This window comes from Streptomyces sp. NPDC015139 (assembly GCF_043079785.1).
Taxonomy (GTDB): Bacteria; Actinomycetota; Actinomycetes; order Streptomycetales; family Streptomycetaceae; genus Streptomyces; species Streptomyces albidocamelliae.
The window spans coordinates 443741-461307 of sequence record NZ_JBIBUW010000003.1 but is presented as its reverse complement, the minus strand read 5'-3'; the positions used below and the strand labels follow the sequence as shown (position 1 = coordinate 461307).

The 17567-nt window shown below is 73.1% G+C and carries 14 protein-coding genes; 8 read left to right on the top strand and 6 right to left on the bottom strand.

Translation table 11 applies throughout. The annotated features are described in order from the left end of the window. Positions 1-3: 3 nt before the first annotated feature. Positions 4-1239 (bottom strand): serpin family protein, encoded by a 1236-nt coding sequence (locus ACF08B_RS10810; RefSeq protein WP_392317026.1) that lies wholly within the window; start codon positions 1237-1239, stop codon positions 4-6. A 197-nt stretch (positions 1240-1436) separates the two neighbouring features. On the opposite strand from ACF08B_RS10810, the gene ACF08B_RS10805 reads away from it, so the two are divergent. The 5 genes from ACF08B_RS10805 (at position 1437) to ACF08B_RS10785 (ending at position 6703) form a co-directional block, all read left to right on the top strand. Then, a complete protein-coding gene (locus tag ACF08B_RS10805) occupies positions 1437-2189 on the top strand; it encodes a GntR family transcriptional regulator (protein WP_093697426.1) in 753 nt (250 codons plus the stop codon). Between the two features lie 445 nt (positions 2190-2634). Next, entirely contained in the window at positions 2635-2826 is a 192-nt protein-coding gene (locus tag ACF08B_RS10800; RefSeq protein ID WP_073889184.1) for an SPOR domain-containing protein, read from the top strand. A gap of 30 nt (positions 2827-2856) precedes the next feature. Continuing rightward, positions 2857-3267, top strand: coding sequence for a (deoxy)nucleoside triphosphate pyrophosphohydrolase (locus tag ACF08B_RS10795; RefSeq protein ID WP_392317025.1), 411 nt, complete (start codon positions 2857-2859; stop codon positions 3265-3267). A gap of 148 nt (positions 3268-3415) precedes the next feature. After that, positions 3416-3844 (top strand): ATP-binding protein, encoded by a 429-nt coding sequence (locus ACF08B_RS10790; protein WP_392317024.1) that lies wholly within the window; start codon positions 3416-3418, stop codon positions 3842-3844. Positions 3845-4117: 273 nt separating this feature from the next. Next, positions 4118-6703, top strand: a complete 2586-nt coding sequence (locus ACF08B_RS10785; RefSeq protein ID WP_392317023.1) for a SpoIIE family protein phosphatase — start codon at positions 4118-4120, stop codon at positions 6701-6703. A gap of 310 nt (positions 6704-7013) precedes the next feature. Here the strand turns inward: ACF08B_RS10785 and ACF08B_RS10780 are convergent, their stop codons facing one another. Beyond that, the gene (locus ACF08B_RS10780) at positions 7014-8612 is read right to left on the bottom strand and encodes a hypothetical protein (RefSeq protein ID WP_392317022.1); all 1599 of its coding nucleotides are present in this window, start codon (positions 8610-8612) and stop codon (positions 7014-7016) included. An 80-nt stretch (positions 8613-8692) separates the two neighbouring features. On the opposite strand from ACF08B_RS10780, the gene ACF08B_RS10775 reads away from it, so the two are divergent. After that, positions 8693-9814 carry a hypothetical protein gene (locus tag ACF08B_RS10775; protein WP_392317021.1) on the top strand — a complete coding sequence of 374 codons (1122 nt, stop codon included), beginning with the start codon at positions 8693-8695 and terminating at the stop codon, positions 9812-9814. Further along, positions 9811-10785 (top strand): phosphotransferase, encoded by a 975-nt coding sequence (locus ACF08B_RS10770; RefSeq protein WP_392317020.1) that lies wholly within the window; start codon positions 9811-9813, stop codon positions 10783-10785. Before ACF08B_RS10775 ends, ACF08B_RS10770 begins: the two co-directional genes overlap by 4 nt. Positions 10786-11073: 288 nt before the next feature. Here ACF08B_RS10770 and ACF08B_RS10765 read toward each other — a convergent pair whose 3' ends face one another. From ACF08B_RS10765 to ACF08B_RS10750, 4 genes are read right to left on the bottom strand one after another with little or no spacing between them, the layout of a single operon-like run. Then, positions 11074-11844, bottom strand: a complete 771-nt coding sequence (locus tag ACF08B_RS10765; RefSeq protein WP_392317019.1) for a succinate dehydrogenase/fumarate reductase iron-sulfur subunit — start codon at positions 11842-11844, stop codon at positions 11074-11076. Continuing rightward, positions 11841-13772, bottom strand: a complete 1932-nt coding sequence (locus tag ACF08B_RS10760; RefSeq protein ID WP_392317018.1) for a fumarate reductase/succinate dehydrogenase flavoprotein subunit — start codon at positions 13770-13772, stop codon at positions 11841-11843. Before ACF08B_RS10760 ends, ACF08B_RS10765 begins: the two co-directional genes overlap by 4 nt. 23 nt (positions 13773-13795) lie before the next feature. After that, complete coding sequence (locus tag ACF08B_RS10755; RefSeq protein ID WP_392317017.1) at positions 13796-14617, bottom strand: hypothetical protein; 822 nt, start codon at positions 14615-14617, stop codon at positions 13796-13798. Between the two features lie 27 nt (positions 14618-14644). Beyond that, a complete protein-coding gene (locus tag ACF08B_RS10750) occupies positions 14645-14935 on the bottom strand; it encodes a hypothetical protein (protein ID WP_073889206.1) in 291 nt (96 codons plus the stop codon). 314 nt (positions 14936-15249) lie between these two features. Here ACF08B_RS10750 and ACF08B_RS10745 point away from each other — a divergent pair, with 314 nt between their 5' ends. Continuing rightward, positions 15250-17442, top strand: coding sequence for an ABC transporter family substrate-binding protein (locus tag ACF08B_RS10745; protein ID WP_392317016.1), 2193 nt, complete (start codon positions 15250-15252; stop codon positions 17440-17442). Positions 17443-17567 lie beyond the last annotated feature (125 nt).

Here is a 17567-nt window from a genome sequence, read left to right as displayed (position 1 = left end):
CCGCTACCGGTCCTCCCGGTCCTCGTCCGGATCCTCGGGGAACGGCAGCGGGTCCGTCACCCAGCCCGCCGCCAGCACCAGCCGTGAGTGCCGGTGCAGGGCGAGGAAGCCGAAGGGGCGGTCGAAGCGGGCGTCGACCGTCGTCGTCACGTACCGGGGGTCGGGCACGCCGCCCGCCACCGCCCCGAAGGCGGTGACCGACGCCGCCCTGAAGCCCAGCGCGCCGAACCTGGCGGTGGCCGACTGCTCCGCCGCGTCGAGGGCGAGCGGGTGGCCGCCGCTGATGCCGGGGAAGTGGCCGCGGCCGGTGTCCATGGCCGTCGTGAGCCCGAACAGCCGTGGCGATCCCCGCAGATCGTGGCTCGCGCGCAGGTCGAAGGCGGCCGTCGTGACGTCGAGCGTGGGCGGCCGGGGGCTCGTGCCGCGTTCGCGTCGCACGGTCAGGCCGGGACCCACCGCCCCGTAGGGCAGCCGCGGCCCCGGCAGGACCGTGTGCTGCCCGGCAAGGGCGCCGACGCCCGCTCCCAGCACCCGGCCCGGGGCCGCCCCCTCCTCGCCGAGCAGCAGGTGCACGTCCAGCGCGTTGCGTCCCAGTACCGTCAGCCGGGTCACCCGGCCGTGCGGGGTGTCCACGACGCCGATCCGGTCGAGCACGGCGGTCGAACGCCGCAGGCCCAGCCGTTCGGTGGCGGCCCACGCTCCGTACGCCGTCTCCAGGGGCACCTCGTCGAACGGCGTCAGCCACTCGGTCCGCGTCACGAGCGCGTTCGCCAGCACCAGTTCGGTCTTCTCCGTCACCGGCAGGGGCAGCCGCTCGACCAGACCTCCGGTGCGCTCCGCCGCCCAGGTGTCCAGGGCTCCCCGGTCCGCGGGCACGTCCCCGGTGAGTGTGCCGTGCGTCCCGGCGGGCAGCCCCGCCTCCCACTCCGGGCGCAGTGCGAGCGTCCGCCCGGTCCACAGCCCCACGGCGCCGTCCACGCCCGGCAGGGCGGCCATGCCGGCGATCAACTCCCGTCCCGCGGAAGCCGCCTGATCGGCCGGCAGGCCCAGTGCCTCGGCCAGTTCGGACCGTGCCGGTCCCGCCGCGCCGTCGGCGAGGAAGGCCAGCAGCGGCCAGACACCGGCCGCCGAGAAGACCGTGCCGTCCCGCACGGTCGCCGCCCAACGTGCGGTGAGCCCGTTCACCGCACGGACGGCCCGGCTGCCCACCCTGCCCCGCGCGCCTGTCCCCGTCGTCATTCCGCCCCCGCTCGTCCCGGTCGTCCAGGTGTGAGTGCGCCGCGAGATGAGCACCCCTATAGAGGGAGGAAAGTGCCTGCGTGAAGACCCTGCGGCTCTTTTGTCATCACATCGAGTGATTCTCTGGCCTTTGCTTGCATGGCACAACCCACGGTTGCCAGGCTGTTGCTGTCTGTACAACCTGATGGGAGTGGCCAGTGACTTTCGGTGAGCAGCCGGCGTACCTGCGCGTCGCGGGTGATCTCCGCAAGAAGATCGTCGACGGTTCACTGCCACCCCACACCCGGCTCCCCTCGCAGGCCCGCATCCGCGAGGAGTACGGCGTCTCGGACACGGTCGCCCTGGAGGCCCGCAAGGTGCTGATGGCCGAGGGGCTGGTCGAGGGCCGCTCCGGCTCGGGGACGTACGTGCGGGAACGGCCCGTGCCCCGGCGGGTGTCCCGCTCCGGCTACCGCCCGTCCGGCGGCGCCACGCCCTTCCGGCAGGAGCAGGCCGACGCCTCGGTGCGCGGCACCTGGGAGTCCAGCAGCGAGCAGGCCGAGGCCGGTGCCGCCATCGCCGACCGGCTCGCGATCCAGGCCGGGGAGCGGGTCATGCGCACCCGCTACCTGTTCCGGGACGGCGGCGAGCCGATGATGCTCTCCACCTCCTGGGAGCCGCTCGCCGTCACCGGCCGCACCCCCGTGATGCTCCCGGAGGAGGGCCCCCTCGGCGGCATGGGCGTGGCCGAGCGCATGCGGGCCATCGACGTCATCGTGGACAACGTCACCGAGGAGGTCGGCGCCCGCCCCGGTCTCGCGGAGGAACTGCACCTGCTCGGCGGTGTACCGGGCCATGTCGTCCTGGTCATCCAGCGCACCTACTTCGCCTCCGGCCGCCCGGTCGAGACCGCCGACGTGGTGATCCCGGCCGACCGCTACCGGGTCGCGTACCACCTGCCCGTGAAGTGACATCTCCTGGTAACCCCGCCCGGGCGGGGCGGCGGCACGGAGTCCGCGCGCCCGCCGAGTGAGGTAGCGCACACCCGGTGCGCACCGGGTGTGCGGTCCACCCCGCCGCCCGGCCATGGCCCCTGCCCGGCGGGCCGCTGCAATCCGGCCGTTCTCCCAGGTGATCCCCGTTTCCACCGAGTGGACGTCCCTCCCAGTGGGCGTCGTCCGGGACGGCGCATTCGACTCCGTGCGCCCCCACCGTTCTGGCTGGTTGCGTACCTCTTTGTGAAAAGGCGTATTCGGTGCGTGAAGGTTGGGCGTACGCTCGGGCATATGCGGATTGCGGTTTCCTTAGGCGGGGCACGGCGGGGGCCCGGAACGGGGCGGGGGCCCCGGGCGAGCGCAGCCGAGCGTCGTGGAGGGTGGGGCGGTGCGAGAAGGAGTGACCCGGGCGGTGAGGGCCATGAGTGAGAACACGGTCTCTCTGCCCTGGATCGTGATACGGCAGGACGACAACGGCAATCGCTACCGCGTCGGACGGTACGCGACACGGGCCGAGGCCCAGAAGATCGCCGACAGCTTCGACGACCGGGGGCACAAGCAGCTCTACTGGGTGGAGCGCATCGGCCAGAACGGGGACGGCACGCGCAACTGACCAGGCGCGCACTCCCGTAGGCTCCGCCCCATGACGCCGAGGACCGAACGCATCGTGGTGGTGGGAGCCGCCCTGCTCGACGACGGCCGGCTGCTCGCCGCGCGCCGCAGCGCGCCCGCCGAACTGGCCGGACGCTGGGAGCTGCCCGGCGGCAAGGTCGAGGCGGACGAACGCCCCGAGGACGCCCTGGTGCGCGAACTCCGCGAGGAACTCGGCATCGACGCCGAGCCGGTCGAGCGCGTACCGGGGGAGTGGCCGCTGCGGACGCCGTACGTCCTCCAGGTGTGGACCGCCCGCCTCCGCCCCGGCTCCCCGGCCCCCGAACCCCTCCAGGACCACGACGAGCTGCGCTGGCTGACCCCGGCCGAGGTCTGGGACGTGCCGTGGCTCGACCAGGACGTGGCGGCGGTGCGCGAGGTCGAGGCGCTGGCCTCCTTCTAGCCGGGCACCCGGCGCCGGCACCGGTCCGGCGCTCGACCCGCCGCGCCGAACGAGCCGTACGCCGTTCGTGCCACAGTGCGCCATCCGGCGCGGTACTGCTCGCGAGATATCGGGTATGTGCCCATTAACCCCACGAAATCGGACATGGGTGCGTTCGCTGGCCTGGGAAGTGATCGGCGTGATCGAGACCGATGGCGACTGCGCCGAGTGGTCCTTTCCCGCGGAACCGGGAGCGGTGCGCACCGCACGCGCCGCCGTGCGGGGCCAGTTGCACGGCTGGGACCTCGACTGTCTCGCCGACCTCGCCGCCCTGCTGGTCAGTGAGCTGGTGACCAACTCCCTGCGCCACGCCACCGGACCCATCGGCGTACGGCTGGTGCGTCCCGGCGGACTCGACGGCGCGCTGCTCGTGGAGGTCTCCGACCCGCTCCCCGACCCGCCGCGCGAGCGTGTCGCCCGCCTCGAGGACGAGAACGGACGCGGTCTGCAACTGGTCGCCGGAGCCGCACGCCGCTGGGGGACCCGTCCCGGCGCGAACGGAAAGACCGTCTGGTTCGAACTGGCGCTGCCCGGGTGAGGGGGGAGCACGCGGGGGCTCGCGCGGGGTCGGACGTACGCCGGGGTGCCGTCGATTGCGCGCTCCGCTCCCCGGCCGGTCGGTGAGTGTGTGATTCGCGGGCGTGTTCCCTGGTTAGAAGAGTGGAAGTGTTGTCACGGACCGGTCCTAAAAACACCTGGACCGAGCTGTGATCGTGAACACCGTGTCGTGCGGCGCCGTAGTGCTGGATACTGCGGGCAGCCGCCTCCGGTGACCGGTGCCGGACGCGGTGAGCTGGAGGGGACGGTTCGCGTGAGCGAGATACCAGCGAAGGCCACGGAGTCCGAGGACCCGTCGGACGGCGCGAGGCAGCAGGCCGCGGATGCCGCGGCACCCGGCGACGCCATGTGGCAGAGCAGTCCGCCCGGTTCGATCTACGACTACATCAAGGTCGCGTCCTTCTCCATCGGTCCCGGCGGTCTGGTCGACCAGTGGAGCCTGCGCGCCGAGCAATTGCTCGGCATCCCCGCCGAACGCGCCGTGGGCATGGACCCCATAGAGGCGTTCGTCGACTCCGATCTGCGCGACCGCGGTCAGCGCAAGATGGCCGAAATCCTCGACGGGCGGGAGTGGACCGGGGTCGTACCGTTCCGGGCGCAGGGCACGGTGGACGGCGCCCGTGGCGAGGACGGCCTCGCCGAGGTCTACGTCATGCCCACCCGGACCGCCGAGGGCGACAAGGCAGCCGTCTGCATCGTCGTGGACGTGCGCACCCTGCGCAGCATCGAGACCGACCTCGCCGCCTCGCAGGCGATATTCGGTCAATCCCCCTTCGGATTCCTGCTGATCGACGCCGACCTGCGGGTCCGGCGGGCGAACGAACGGTTCGCCTCCATCTTCGGCGGAACCCCGGACGACCATCGCGGCAAGGGAGTTCACGACTATCTCCCGCGCGGTGAGGCCGAGCGGGTCTCGGCCACCCTGCGGCGGGTGCTGGAGAGCGGCGAGTCCATCACCGACATGCACGTCACCGGGTTCGTCCCGGGCTCCGAGGAGCGCCGGCACTGGTCGGTCAACCTCTACCGCGTGCACAGCGGCAGCGGCCGGCCCATCGGCATCGCCTGGCTGGGCACCGACATCACCGCCCGCCGCGCCGCCGCCCGTGAGGCGGCCGCCGCCCGCCGCAACCTCGCCCTGCTCAACGAGGCCGGCGCCCGCATAGGCAACTCCCTGGACCTGGAGACCACGGCCCGCGAACTCCTCGACGTGGTCGTCCCCGGCTTCTGCGACCTCGCCACCGTCGACCTCTACCAGGGACTGCTGGCCGGCGACGAGGCCCCGCCGGGGCTCGCCGACGGCAGCGCCGAACTGCGCCGCGTCGCCTTCGCCAGCGCCGTCGCCGACGCGCCGCTCAGCGGCTCCGGCGACTCCGTCGAGATCGGCGCGGTCCACCACTTCCCCTTCAACTCGCCCTGCGCCGACGCCCTGCGCACCGCCCGGCCGCAGGCCGTGCCGGCCGAGGAGGGCGGCCTCGTGCAGTCCACGCTGGCCGTGCCGATGGTCGCCCACGACACGGTCGTCGGACTCGCGCGGTTCGCGCGGACCAAGGGCAGCGAGCCGTTCGGCGACCGCGACCGGGACCTCGCGGTGGAGCTGGCCGCGCGCGCCGCGGTCTGCATCGACAACGCCCGGCTGTACCGCCGCGAGCACGAACGCGCGTTGATACTGCAGCGGTCCCTGCTCCCGCCCGGCGACCCGGAGGCCTCCGGACTGGACATCGCCTGCCGCTACCTGCCCGGCAACGCGGCCACGGAGGTCGGCGGCGACTGGTTCGACGTGATCGAACTGCCCGGGCACCGCACCGCGTTGGTGGTGGGCGACGTGATGGGCCGGGGCCTGCGGGCGGCCGTCGCGATGGGCGAGCTGCGCACGGCGGTCCGCACGCTGGCGCTGCTGGACCTGGAACCGGCCGAGGTGCTGTCGGCGCTGGACGAGATCGCGCGGGGGCTCGGCACGCCCGGTGGCGTCCAGCAGGCCACGCGCACGGCCCGGCAGCCCCGGGACGCCGACCTCTCCGAGGTGTACCTGGCGACCTGTGTGTACGCCGTCTACGACTCCGTGACCAGGCGATGTACGTTCGCCAACGCCGGCCATCTGCCGCCGGTCCTGGTCGAGCCCGGTGAGGCGGCGCTGATGCTCGACGTGCCGCCCGGCATGCCGCTCGGCGTGGGCGGGGAGCCGTTCGAGGAGGTGGAGGTCGAACTCCCCGAGGGGGCGCTGCTCGCCCTCTACACGGACGGGCTCGTCGAGTCCCGTGACCACCCCCTGGACGAGGGCCTCCAGGCGTTCGTGGGCGCGCTCACGGATCCCTCCCAGCCGCTGGAGGACGTCTGCGACCACGTGCTCAACACGCTCGACACCCACCACGGTGAGGACGACATCGCCCTGCTGATGGCCCGGGTGCAGGGGCTGCCGGCCGAGTCCGTCGGCGACTGGACGCTGCCGCGCGAGCCGCGCAGTGTGGGGCGGGCCCGGGAGTACGCCCGCGGGCAGCTGCTCAGCTGGGACCTGGAGCCGCTGGTAGACACCGCCGAACTGCTGGTGAGCGAGCTGGTCACGAACGCGCTGCGGTACGGCGAGGGGGAGATACGGCTCCGGCTGCTGCTGGACCGGACCCTGGTGTGCGAGGTGTGGGACTCGGGGCTCGTGCAGCCCCGGCGGCGACGGGCCCGCGACACGGACGAGGGCGGCCGGGGTCTGCAACTGGTCGGACTGCTGAGCGCGGCATGGGGATCGCGGCGCACACCCCGGGGCAAGACGGTGTGGTTCGAGCTGCCGCTGCCGGGCGGCGAGACCGGCCTGACCGACCCGGCGGAGGCCCTGCTCAGCCTCTTCTGACACCGGGCGAATCCCCGGCGGGGCAGCATGCGACCGAGGCCTGCCGCCGGGGCGGCCGTTCGCCGGGGGCGGCCGGTCGGGACGCGGTCCGTCGAGGTGTCGGCCGGCCCTGGTGTACCCCGGGTGGGCCGTCGCGGTCCTGGGCCGGGAGCCTGCGGCCGAGGCGTGTCGTCGGTGCCGGTCACCGGCCGCAGTCCCGCCGGCGTGCCGCTCGCCCGGTTCGGCCGGTCGTGACGCGGATCGGGTGGCCGTAGCGGTCCTGGGCCGGGAGCCGGGAGCCTGCGGCCGGGGCCTGCCGGTCGGGACTCCGTCACGGTGCCGGGCGGAAGTGGTGTCGGCCCCGGGTGGCCGGGCCGCCGTAGGCGGCCGGGGGGCCGCCGTCGGGGTCCTCGGCCAGGAGGATCCCGCCGAGCACGGCCCCGGCCGGCCCCGCCGGGTCGCCCTCGGTGCCGACGTACGGGGTGCCGTGCGTGCGTACGTCCCGTTCGGCCAGGTCCCGGGCCTTCCGTGACACCGTGTCGGCCGGTTCGGTGTCCCCCGCGGCGAGCGACCGCGTCGCCTCGGCCAGCCGGGCCCGTGCCTCCGCGCCCACCGCGCCCCGGTGCACCGCCGTGAACTCCTCCGCCCCGGCGACGGAACTCCGGGCCACCAGCACCGCCGCGGCGTCCAGCACCCCCGCCCGCCCCGTCCCCAGCCGTGCCACGGCCCGCGTGATCCGGCGCAGCGCGTCCAACGGGTCGTACGGCCCCGAGGTCGCCTCCGCGCGGACGCCGGCCAGCACTCCGTCGGCGTGCGCGAGCCGGGCCCGCAGCTCACCGGCGGCCAGGAAAGGACGCGGTGGGGGCGCCCCGTCCGCCGCCTTCTCGCCCTCGGGTTCCCGTGCCACGGCCAGCTCCGCCTCCGCGCCCGTCAGCGTGGGCGGCACCAGGGCGGCGGCCTCCGCCAGGTGCGCCGTCAGGCGGGATGTCGCGGTCGTCAGGGTGTCGGCCTGGGCGATGGCGCCCTCGGCGGCACGCAGGTGGGCCGCGGCCCGGGTCCGGTCGGCGAAGTCGTCGGCCTGCCGGCAGCCGTTGAGGTGGGTCGTGGCGAACACCAGCCGGTCCTTGGCCTGTTCGACGTACCCGATGACGGGCTCCACGGCGGTCGGCGGATACCGCTCGTGCAGGGCGGCGACGGCGTCCTGGGCGGCCGCCGTCCGTGCGGTCAGCTCCCGGAACCGTGCCTCGGCGACCTCCAGCGCCCCGCCCACGCCCTGGTCGAGCCCCCGCAGCCGGTCCAGGTCCGGCGCCTCGGCGTCCAGCCGCCGCCCCGCCTCCGCGCACCGCCCGATCACCCCGACCAGCGCCTGCCGCCGGGCGTCCGCCTCCTTGGGCACCCCCTCCTCGTACCGCCGCCAGATCGCGAACGCGGCCGACAGCTCGGTCCGCGCGGCACACAGCGCGTGCGTGAGGCGTTCGGTCTCCGCCTGCCCGAACCGCGCCCGCACGAAAGGCAGTTCCTCCCCGCTGGCGCGTACGCAGTCGTCGGCCAGCACCAGCGCGGCCCGTGCCTGGCGTTCGGAGTCGGCCGGGGTGGGGGCGGCCGGGGTGACGGAGACGATGCCCGGGGTCGTCCGGGAGCGGGCCCGCCGGGTGCGGCGCAGGTAGCCGTATCCGGCCAGGACCACGGCCGCGCCACCCGCCACCAGCGGCAGGACGAGGTCGGCGGGGGACGTCTCGTCCTGCGGCGCGGCGGCACTCGCGACCGGCCCGGTGGGGGCCCCGGGAACCGGCTGCCCGGCGTTGATCGTCATCACGGGCAGCACCAGCCACCCGGTCGCGGCCACGGCACCCAGCACGGCATGCGTCACCCGCACCCGTATGTGCGCCTCGGCGCGCCGGGGCCGGCCCCGGATGAGGGAGGACGTCACATTTCGGAGCGTATGGGCAGGTAGACAGCTTCGCGAGCGGGATGGACACGGGTGGGGGACGAGGCGGACAGGGGGGCGGGATGGACACCGAACGGACGAACCAGCCGGAAGCCGAACAGCCGCAGGGGGACGCGGCCCGGCCGGACGGCGACACGACCGAACCCGTCGGCGCCGGTGCGCCGCGCAAACCCGCCGGGCGCGGGCTCCGGCGGTCGCGCCGCTACGCCCTCCTCGTGCTCGCCCTCCTTCTCGTCCCCCTCCTCACCGCCGAGACCGCCCTGCGCGTCAACTACACGGGTGACCCGGCCGCCGGGACCCGCACGCGCCACCGGGACGCCCTCTGGCTGGGCCACGCGTGGGTGGACGGCCGCAAGACGGACCAGGACGTCGAGGCGCTGGCCGGACGGCTGCGGGGCACCGGGATCCGGGACCTGTACGTCCACTCCGGTCCGCTGGAGCACGACGGAACCCTGCCCGAGTCCGCGTACACGCGGGCGCGTTGGCTGATCTCGGCCGTCCACCGGGAACTGCCCGGGGTCCGGGTGCAGGCCTGGCTCGGTGACAAGCTGGCCACCGAGAGCCCCGACGGGCTGCGTCTGGAGCGCGCCTCCACCCGGGCCGCGATCGTCGCCTCCACCCGCCGCGTCCTGGACGCCGGGTTCGAGGGCGCCCACTTCGACCTGGAGCCGCTCCACTCGGGCGACCGGGACTACCTCGACCTCCTCGACGACCTGCGCGCCCTCACCCACGCCCACCACGCCCTGCTGTCCGTGGCCGCCCACCAGATCGACCCGCTGCCGGCCTTCCACTCCTTCTGGGGCACGACCACCGGCCACCCCAAGTGGTGGTCGCAGGCCTACTTCGGGCAGGTGGCCCGCCGGGTGGACCAGATCGCCGTCATGTCGTACGACACCATGCAGCCGCTGGAGAGCCTCTACGGCGGGTACGTGGCCCAGCAGACCAGCCTCGCCCTGGAGGTCACCCCCGACTCCACGGACCTCCTGATGGGCCTGCCCTTCTACCACGAGAACCGGTTCGGCCACTGGGCCCACGCCGAGACCGTCCCGGCGGCCGTGCGGGGCGTGCGGCTGGGCCTGTCCCGGACCGACGCGGACCGCGCCCGCTTCGGCGTCGCCCTGTACGTCGACTTCGCGGCGACGGAGGCGGACTGGCGGGCCTACCGGAAGGACTGGGCCGCATGACACCCGCCCGGCGGCACCGCACGGCCGCCGACCTCGCACCCCTCGCCCGGGCCGCCCTCGGCGCCCACCGCACCCTGACGGCCGTCACCCGGCTGCGCGGCGGGTCCAAGAAGGGCGCCTACCGTCTCCTGGCGGACGACGGCACGACCGCGATCGCCTACGTCTGGGCCCCGGACGAGGACTACTGGGAGCAGCCCGACGCCGACCCCCGCGATCCCTTCTCGCACGCCTCCGGCCTCGATCTGTTCACCGCCTCGCACGACCGGCTCACCGCCGCCGGTGTCCGTACCGCCCGCCTGCTGCACGTGGACCGGGAGGCGGGCGCCGCCGTCGTCGAGGACCTGCCCGGCGGCAGCCTGGAGGAGGCCCTGCGGCGGGACCCGGGTACGGCCCGGCCGGCCCTGGGCGAACTCGCCGAGGCCCTCGGTTCCCTGCGCGAGTGCCGCTCCGACAGGTTCGGCAAGGTCGCCGTCGCCGACGGCGGGGTCTCCTCGTACGGCGGCTCCTGCGCGCGGCTGGTCGCCGGCCGCGCGCTGTCCGACATCGCCGAGACCGCCGTACGCGAACCGCGGGCAGCCGCCCACCGCGCACGGCTGGAGGAGAGCGTGCGGGCGCTCGCCGCCGAGGTGCGCCCCCGCGCCGCGCACAGCCTCGTCCACGGCGAACTGGGCCCCGACCACGTCCTGCTGGACGCCGGCGGGCATCCCGCCCTGATCGACATCGAGGGGCTGATGTACTTCGACGCCGAGTGGGAGCACGTCTTCCTGAGCTTCCGCTTCGGCCCCCACTACGACGGCCTGCGCGCCCCCGGTCTGGACCCGGACCGGCTGCGCCTGTACCGGCTGGCGATGCACCTGAACCTGGTCGCCGGCCCGCTGCGGCTGCTCGACGGGGACTTCCCCGACCCGGAATTCATGCGGGGCATAGCGGACCACAACCTGGCGCGGGCCCTGGCCCTGGTGAGACCCTGACGGTCATGCACATGTACGTGGTGGTGGCCGCCGCGGTGGCCATGGCGCTCCTCGCCGGGGCCGGCATCGCGGCCGTCACGGCCGGCTGGGTCGTGCCGTGGGGCCGGAGCCGGGTGGTGCGCCCGAAACTCTGGGGCTACGGCGCGCTGCTGAGTGCGGCCGGAGGGACGTTCTTCGTCTTCCTCGGCCCGCTCGCCGGGGCGTACGGGCCGCTGCCCCGGCTCGGCTGGCTCGCCCTCATGGCCGGGCTGGGCCTCCAGATGCTGGCCCAGCGCCCCGGCCGCGAGGCTACGAAGACCGCCGTCCGATCTTCGAGCCGAGCCACACCAGCGGGTCGTACTTGCGGTCGACGGCCCGCTCCTTCAGGGGGATCAGCGCGTTGTCCGTGATCTTGATGCCCTCGGGGCAGACCTCCGTGCAGCACTTGGTGATGTTGCAGTAGCCGAGACCGTGCTCGTCCTGGGCCGTCCGCTTGCGGTCCAGGCCCGCCTCCGCGGCCGAGTCCAGCGGGTGCATGTCCAGTTCCGCGACCCGCATCAGGAAGCGCGGACCGGCGAACGCCGTCTTGTTCTCCTCGTGGTCACGCACCACGTGGCAGGTGTCCTGGCACAGGAAGCACTCGATGCACTTGCGGAACTCCTGCGAGCGGTCCACGTCCTCCTGCATCATGCGGTACTCGCCGGGACCCACGCCGGCGGGCGGTACGAACGCCGGGACCTCCCGGGCCTTCTGGTAGTTGAAGCCGACGTCCGTCACCAGGTCCCGGATCACCGGGAAGGCGCGCAGCGGAGTGATGGTGATCGTCTCCGCGCGGTCGAACACCGACATACGGGTCATGCACAGCAGCCGGGGGCGGCCGTTGATCTCCGCCGAGCACGAACCGCACTTGCCCGCCTTGCAGTTCCAGCGGACCGCGAGATCGGGCGCCTGGGTGGCCTGGAGGCGGTGGACGATGTCGAGGACCACCTCACCGTCGTTGACCTCGACGGTGAAGTCCGCCAGGCCGCCGCCCCGCTCATCACCCCGCCACACCTGGAAACGGGCCTCGTAGCTGCTCACTCGTACAGCTCCTCTTCGGCGAGGTACTTGACCAGCTCCTCCTTCTCGAAGAGGGCGAGCAGGTCGGGGCGGACGGGTTCGGTGGTCTCACGGGTCAGGCGGATCTGGCCGCGGGCGGGGTCGGTCGCCGCGAGGCCGCCGGTGGGGTCGGCGAGGGCGCAGAGCAGGTTCACGTTGCGCCACGCACGGTCCATCGTCGGGTGGTCCTCGCGGGTGTGGCCGCCGCGCGACTCGGTGCGCTCCAGCGCGGCACGCGCCACGCACTCGCTGACGAGCAGCATGTTCCTGAGGTCCAGGGCGAGGTGCCAGCCGGGATTGAACTGGCGGTGCCCCTCCACCCCGGCCCGGCGCGCCCGTACGCGGAGCTCGGCGAGCCGGTGCAGGGCCTGCTCCATCTCGCCCTCGCGGCGGATGATGCCGACCAGGTCGTTCATGGTCTGCTGGAGTTCCTGGTGGAGGGTGTACGGGTTCTCCGGCGGTCCCGCCTCGCCCTCGGTCTCCGCGGAGAAGGGCCGCAGGGCCTCCGCGGCGGCCGTGTTGACCTGGGCGTCGTCCACCGGCGGGCGCCCCCCGGCGAGCCCCTGGGCGTACTCGGCCGCGTGCCAGCCCGCCCGTCGGCCGAAGACCAGCAGGTCGGAGAGCGAGTTCCCGCCGAGCCGGTTGGAGCCGTGCATACCGCCGGCCACCTCACCGGCCGCGAACAGCCCCGGCACCCCGCGCGCGGCCGCCGTGTCCGAGTCGACGGCGATGCCGCCCATCACGTAGTGGCAGGTCGGCCCGACCTCCATCGCCTCCGCCGTGATGTCGACGTCCGCCAGCTCCTTGAACTGGTGGTACATGGACGGCAGCCGGCGCCGGATGACCTCGGCGGGCATGCGGGTGGAGACGTCGAGGAAGACACCGCCGTGCGGCGAGCCCCGGCCCGCCTTCACCTCGGCGTTGATCGCGCGGGCCACCTCGTCGCGGGGGAGCAGTTCGGGCGGCCGGCGGTTGTGGTCCGGGTCCTCGTACCACCGGTCGCCCTCCTCCTCCGACTCGGCGTACTTCTCCTTGAAGACGTCCGGGACGTAGTCGAACATGAACCGCTTGCCCTCGGAGTTCCGCAGCACCCCGCCGTCGCCGCGCACCGACTCGGTGACGAGGATGCCCTTCACCGACGGCGGCCAGACCATGCCCGTCGGGTGGAACTGCACGAACTCCATGTTCAGCAGCGGCGCGCCCGCGAGCAGGGCGAGGGCGTGCCCGTCCCCGGTGTACTCCCACGAGTTCGACGTGACCTTGAAGGACTTGCCGATGCCGCCGGTCGAGACGACCACGGCGGGGGCCTCCAGGACGAAGAAGCGGCCGGTCTCGCGGTCGTAGGCGAAGACACCGCAGACGCGGTCCCCGTCCTTGAGGATCCTGGTGACCGTGCACTCCTGGAAGACCTTCAGCCGGGACTCGTGGTCGCCCGTCTCCCGGTGGTCCTCCTGCTGGAGGGCGACGATCTTCTGCTGGAGGGTGCGGATCAGCTCCAGGCCGGTGCGGTCGCCGACGTGCGCGAGGCGGGGGTACTCGTGGCCGCCGAAGTTGCGCTGGGAGATCCGGCCGTCCTTCGTACGGTCGAACAGCGCGCCCCAGGTCTCCAGCTCCCACACCCGGTCCGGGGCCTCCTGCGCGTGCAGCTCGGCCATCCGCCACTGGTTGAGGAACTTGCCCCCGCGCATGGTGTCGCGGAAGTGGACCTGCCAGTTGTCGTGCTCGTTGGCGTTGGCCATGGCCGCCGCGATACCGCCCTCGGCCATCACCGTGTGCGCCTTGCCGAACAGGGACTTGCAGATCACCGCCGTACGGGCGCCCCGCTCGCGCGCCTCGATCGCGGCCCGCAGTCCGGCGCCCCCGGCACCGACCACGACGACGTCCCACTCCTGCCGGTCCACCACGGACATCAGTCAGTCCCTCACTGGAATCTCTAGAAGAAGCGCGGATCGTCGAAGACCCCGGACGCGACCAGGTAGACGTAGAAGTCCGCGAGCGCCACGCTCAGCAGCGAGGCCCACGCCAGCTGCATGTGCCGGGCGTTGAGCCTGCCCACGAACTGCCACGCCTTGTAGCGCACGGGATGCCGGGAGAAGTGCTTGAGCTTGCCGCCGACGATGTGCCGGCAGGAGTGGCAGGAGATGGTGTACGCCCAGATCAGCACGATGTTGGCCAGGAACACGAGGGTGCCGAGGCCCATGTGGCCCCAGCGGTACTGCGGGTCCCGGAAGGCCAGCACCGTGTCGTAGGTCAGCACGCAGGCGACCAGCAGGGCGGCGTAGAAGAAGTACCGGTGGACGTTCTGCAGGATCAGCGGGAAGCGGGTCTCACCGGTGTACTTCCGGTGCGGCTCGGCCACCGCGCAGGCGGGCGGGGACGCCCAGAAGCTGCGGTAGTACGCCTTGCGGTAGTAGTAGCAGGTCAGGCGGAAGCCGAGCGGGAAGATCAGGATGATGATCGCGGGCGAGATGCCCCACCAGCTCCCGAAGAGGTCGGCGTTCGGCCCGGCGTGCATCGTCTGGCAGTTCTCCGCCAGGCACGGCGAGTAGAACGGCGAGACGTACGGGGCCGCGTAGTAGTCGGCGTTCGCGAAGGCCCGCCAGGTCGAGTAGACGACGAAGGCGAACAGACCGGCCGCGGTGACGGCGGGCGCCAGCCACCAGCGGTCGGTCCGCAGATGCCTCGCGGCGATCGCGGCGCGCGTACGGGTATGTACGCCGCCGCTGTTCTGTTGGGGTTCCGTACCAGTAGCCAAAGGGGGACTCCGGTCGGTTCGGGGGTGTCAGGGGGCGCGGCGGTCGCGGGCGCCGAGGCCCTCGTCGTCCGAGTCCGTCCACAGGCTGATGTCGTAGGGCGTGTCGGAGATGGTGACGAGGTCGGGGCGGCGGGCCGCGTCCGGGGAGGCGGCGGCCTCCCGCAGCAGCGCCACGCTCTCCCGCAGATGGTCGGCGTCCAGTCGGACGCGGCGCATTTCCAGGCCGCCGCTGCCGAGGTGGTTCTCCAGCCGTCCCAGCGACCGGTACAGATCGTCGAGAGAACGCTGGACCGAGGTGATGTCGTCGTGCACGGACATGACTTGCCCTCACTTCCGTGGGTCCGGCGGACCCTGGGCGGCAACGTTCATGCGCCTTGGAGTGTTGCGCGCCGCACACGCCGGTGTGAAGGCATGTGCAGCGATTGGCGGAGGCGTACGGATGCATCTGCCGGTGTGTTGCGCCGCACGGGTGGGGTTACCGCCCGTCGTCGCCGTGTCGCCCGCAGTGGCCGGATCCTTTCCTCTTCAGTGGCCGCATAGATCTGATCAGCTCCATATACCGCCAATAGTGATCAGCTCCATATACCGACAAAAGCGAGCATAAAGCCCGCGGCTTCATGGAGGTAGCAGAGATGTCCCACGACGGCGTCGGCCCGCGCGCGGTCAAGCGCTCGGTCGTCTTCCTCACCGCGGGCGCGCTCGCGGTGCCGCTCCTCGCCGGCTGCGGCTCCGACGACGAGGCCACCTCCCCCGCCGCGCCGCAGGACATCGCGCTCGTCGCCCGCGACAAGGTCGCCGACGGCGGCACTCTGAAGTGGGCCGTCGACGCCGTACCGGAGACACTGAACACCTTCCAGGCCGACGCCGACGCGGGCACCGCGCGCGTCGCCCAGGCCGTGCTCCCCTCGATGTTCCGGCTGGACGCGAACGGCCGCCCGGTGGCGAATCCCGCCTACCTGGAGTCGGCCAAGGTGATCGAGACCGAGCCGCGCCAGGTCGTGCAGTACAAACTGAACCAGCAGGCCGTCTGGAGCGACGGCCGGGAGATCGGCGCCGCCGACTTCGTCGCCCAGTGGCGCGCCCTGTCGGGGAAGAACAGCGCCTACTGGACCGCCCGCAACGCCGGCTACGACCGCATCGAGAAGATCGAGCGCGGCGCCAACGACCTCCAGGTCCAGGTCACCTTCTCCAAGCCCTACGCGGACTGGAGGTCGCTGTTCTCCCCGCTGTACCCGAAGAACGTCATGGGCACCCCGGACGCCTTCAACGACGGCGCCCGCCGCAAGCTCCAGGTCACCGCCGGCCCCTTCAAGGTGGCGAAGGTCGACACCGCCAAGAAGGACGTGGTCCTCACCCGCAACGCCCGCTGGTGGGGCAAGCCCGCCAAGCTGAACGAGATCGTGCTGCACGCCGTGCCCCGCGACCAGCGGGCCGTGGCCCTCGCCGACGGCAGCGTGGACCTCGCCGAGGTCGACTCGGTCGAGGCCCAGCGGATCGGGCTCGCCGGCCGTGAGAAGGGCACCGGGACCCCCCTCCAGGGCAGCGGGAAGACCTCCGTGAAGAAGCTGCGCGCCTGGGCGCTCGCCCACGGCCTCGACTCCGACGAGGTGAAGGCGGGCAAGAAGAAGCTGCGCAAGTCCATCGCCGAGTACCTGGAGGAGCAGCAGGCGCTGGCCGGGTTCGAGGTCCGCAAGTCCCTGGAGCCGGCCTACACCCAGCTCGCCCTGAACGGCTCCACCGGCCCCCTCCTCGACGACCGGGTCCGCCGGGCCGTCGCCCGCGCCCTGAACCGCGACGAGCTCGCCAAGCTGGTCCTCACGCCCCTCGGGCTGCCCGCCGTCCCGGTCGGCAGCCACCTCGCCCTCTCCGGGCAGCCCGCCTACGCCGACAACAGCGGCGCGATCGGCGGCCAGGACGCCAAGGAGGCGCAGGCGCTGCTCGCCGACGCCGGCTGGGTGCCCGGCGGCCCGGTCACGGAGCCGAAGAAGGCCGAGAAGGCCGCCGGCCCCGAGAAGAAGAAGCAGAAGGGCGAGGAGTCCGACGGCGGCGAGGACGGCGAGTACATCGTCGGCGAGGACGACAAGGGCCATGACGACGGCCCCGACGGCAAGGGCAAGCACCACGAGTCCGCCGAGGGCACGCACGAGCAGGGCGAGGAGAACGGCCGGCACCTCGCCCAGGAGGGCAAGCACGGCGGCGCGCCCGGCGCCTACGCCCCCAAGGGCACGGCCGCCCCGGCCGCCGCGCCGGCCGCGCCGCTCGCCAAGGACGGCAAGCCGCTGCTGCTCCGCTTCGTCCTGCCCTCCGGTCCCGGCTCGGAGAGCCTGAACACGGTCGCCGGACGGATCTCCGCCATGCTGGAGCGGCTCGGCATCCGCACGGAGATCAGCAGGGTCCCGGACGAGAGCTACTTCAAGGACCACATCGCCTCCGGCGACTTCGACCTGGCCCTGTACTCGTGGCCGGCCTCCGCCTTCCCCGCGACCGACGCCCGCCCCATCTACGCCAAGCCGGTGGCGGCGGCCGACGGGTCGGTGAACGTCGAGCAGAACTACACGAGGGTCGGCACCGACCAGGTGAACCAGCTCTTCGACGAGGCGGTGGCGACCCTCGACGAGGACGAGGAGCGGTCGCTGATCCGCAAGGCCGACGCGCGCATCTGGGCGGCGGCGGGCTCCATCCCGCTCTACCAGCGGCCGCAGCTCGTGGGCGCACGGAAGACGCTGGTCAACGCCGGGGCGTTCGGTTTCCAGACACCCGTCTACGAGGACATGGGCTACCTGAAGAAGGGCGCCAAGGTCGCCCCGGCGCCGTCCGCGAGCTGAGGCCCCTGAGGCCCTGAGGAAGCCGACCCCCTCAGGGCCACGTAACATGGGGTGAGGCCGTGGCATGTCAAGCCCGGCAGGGCCCGCGTCACACGGACGTACGCAGAGGGCCTTCCTCACACCCC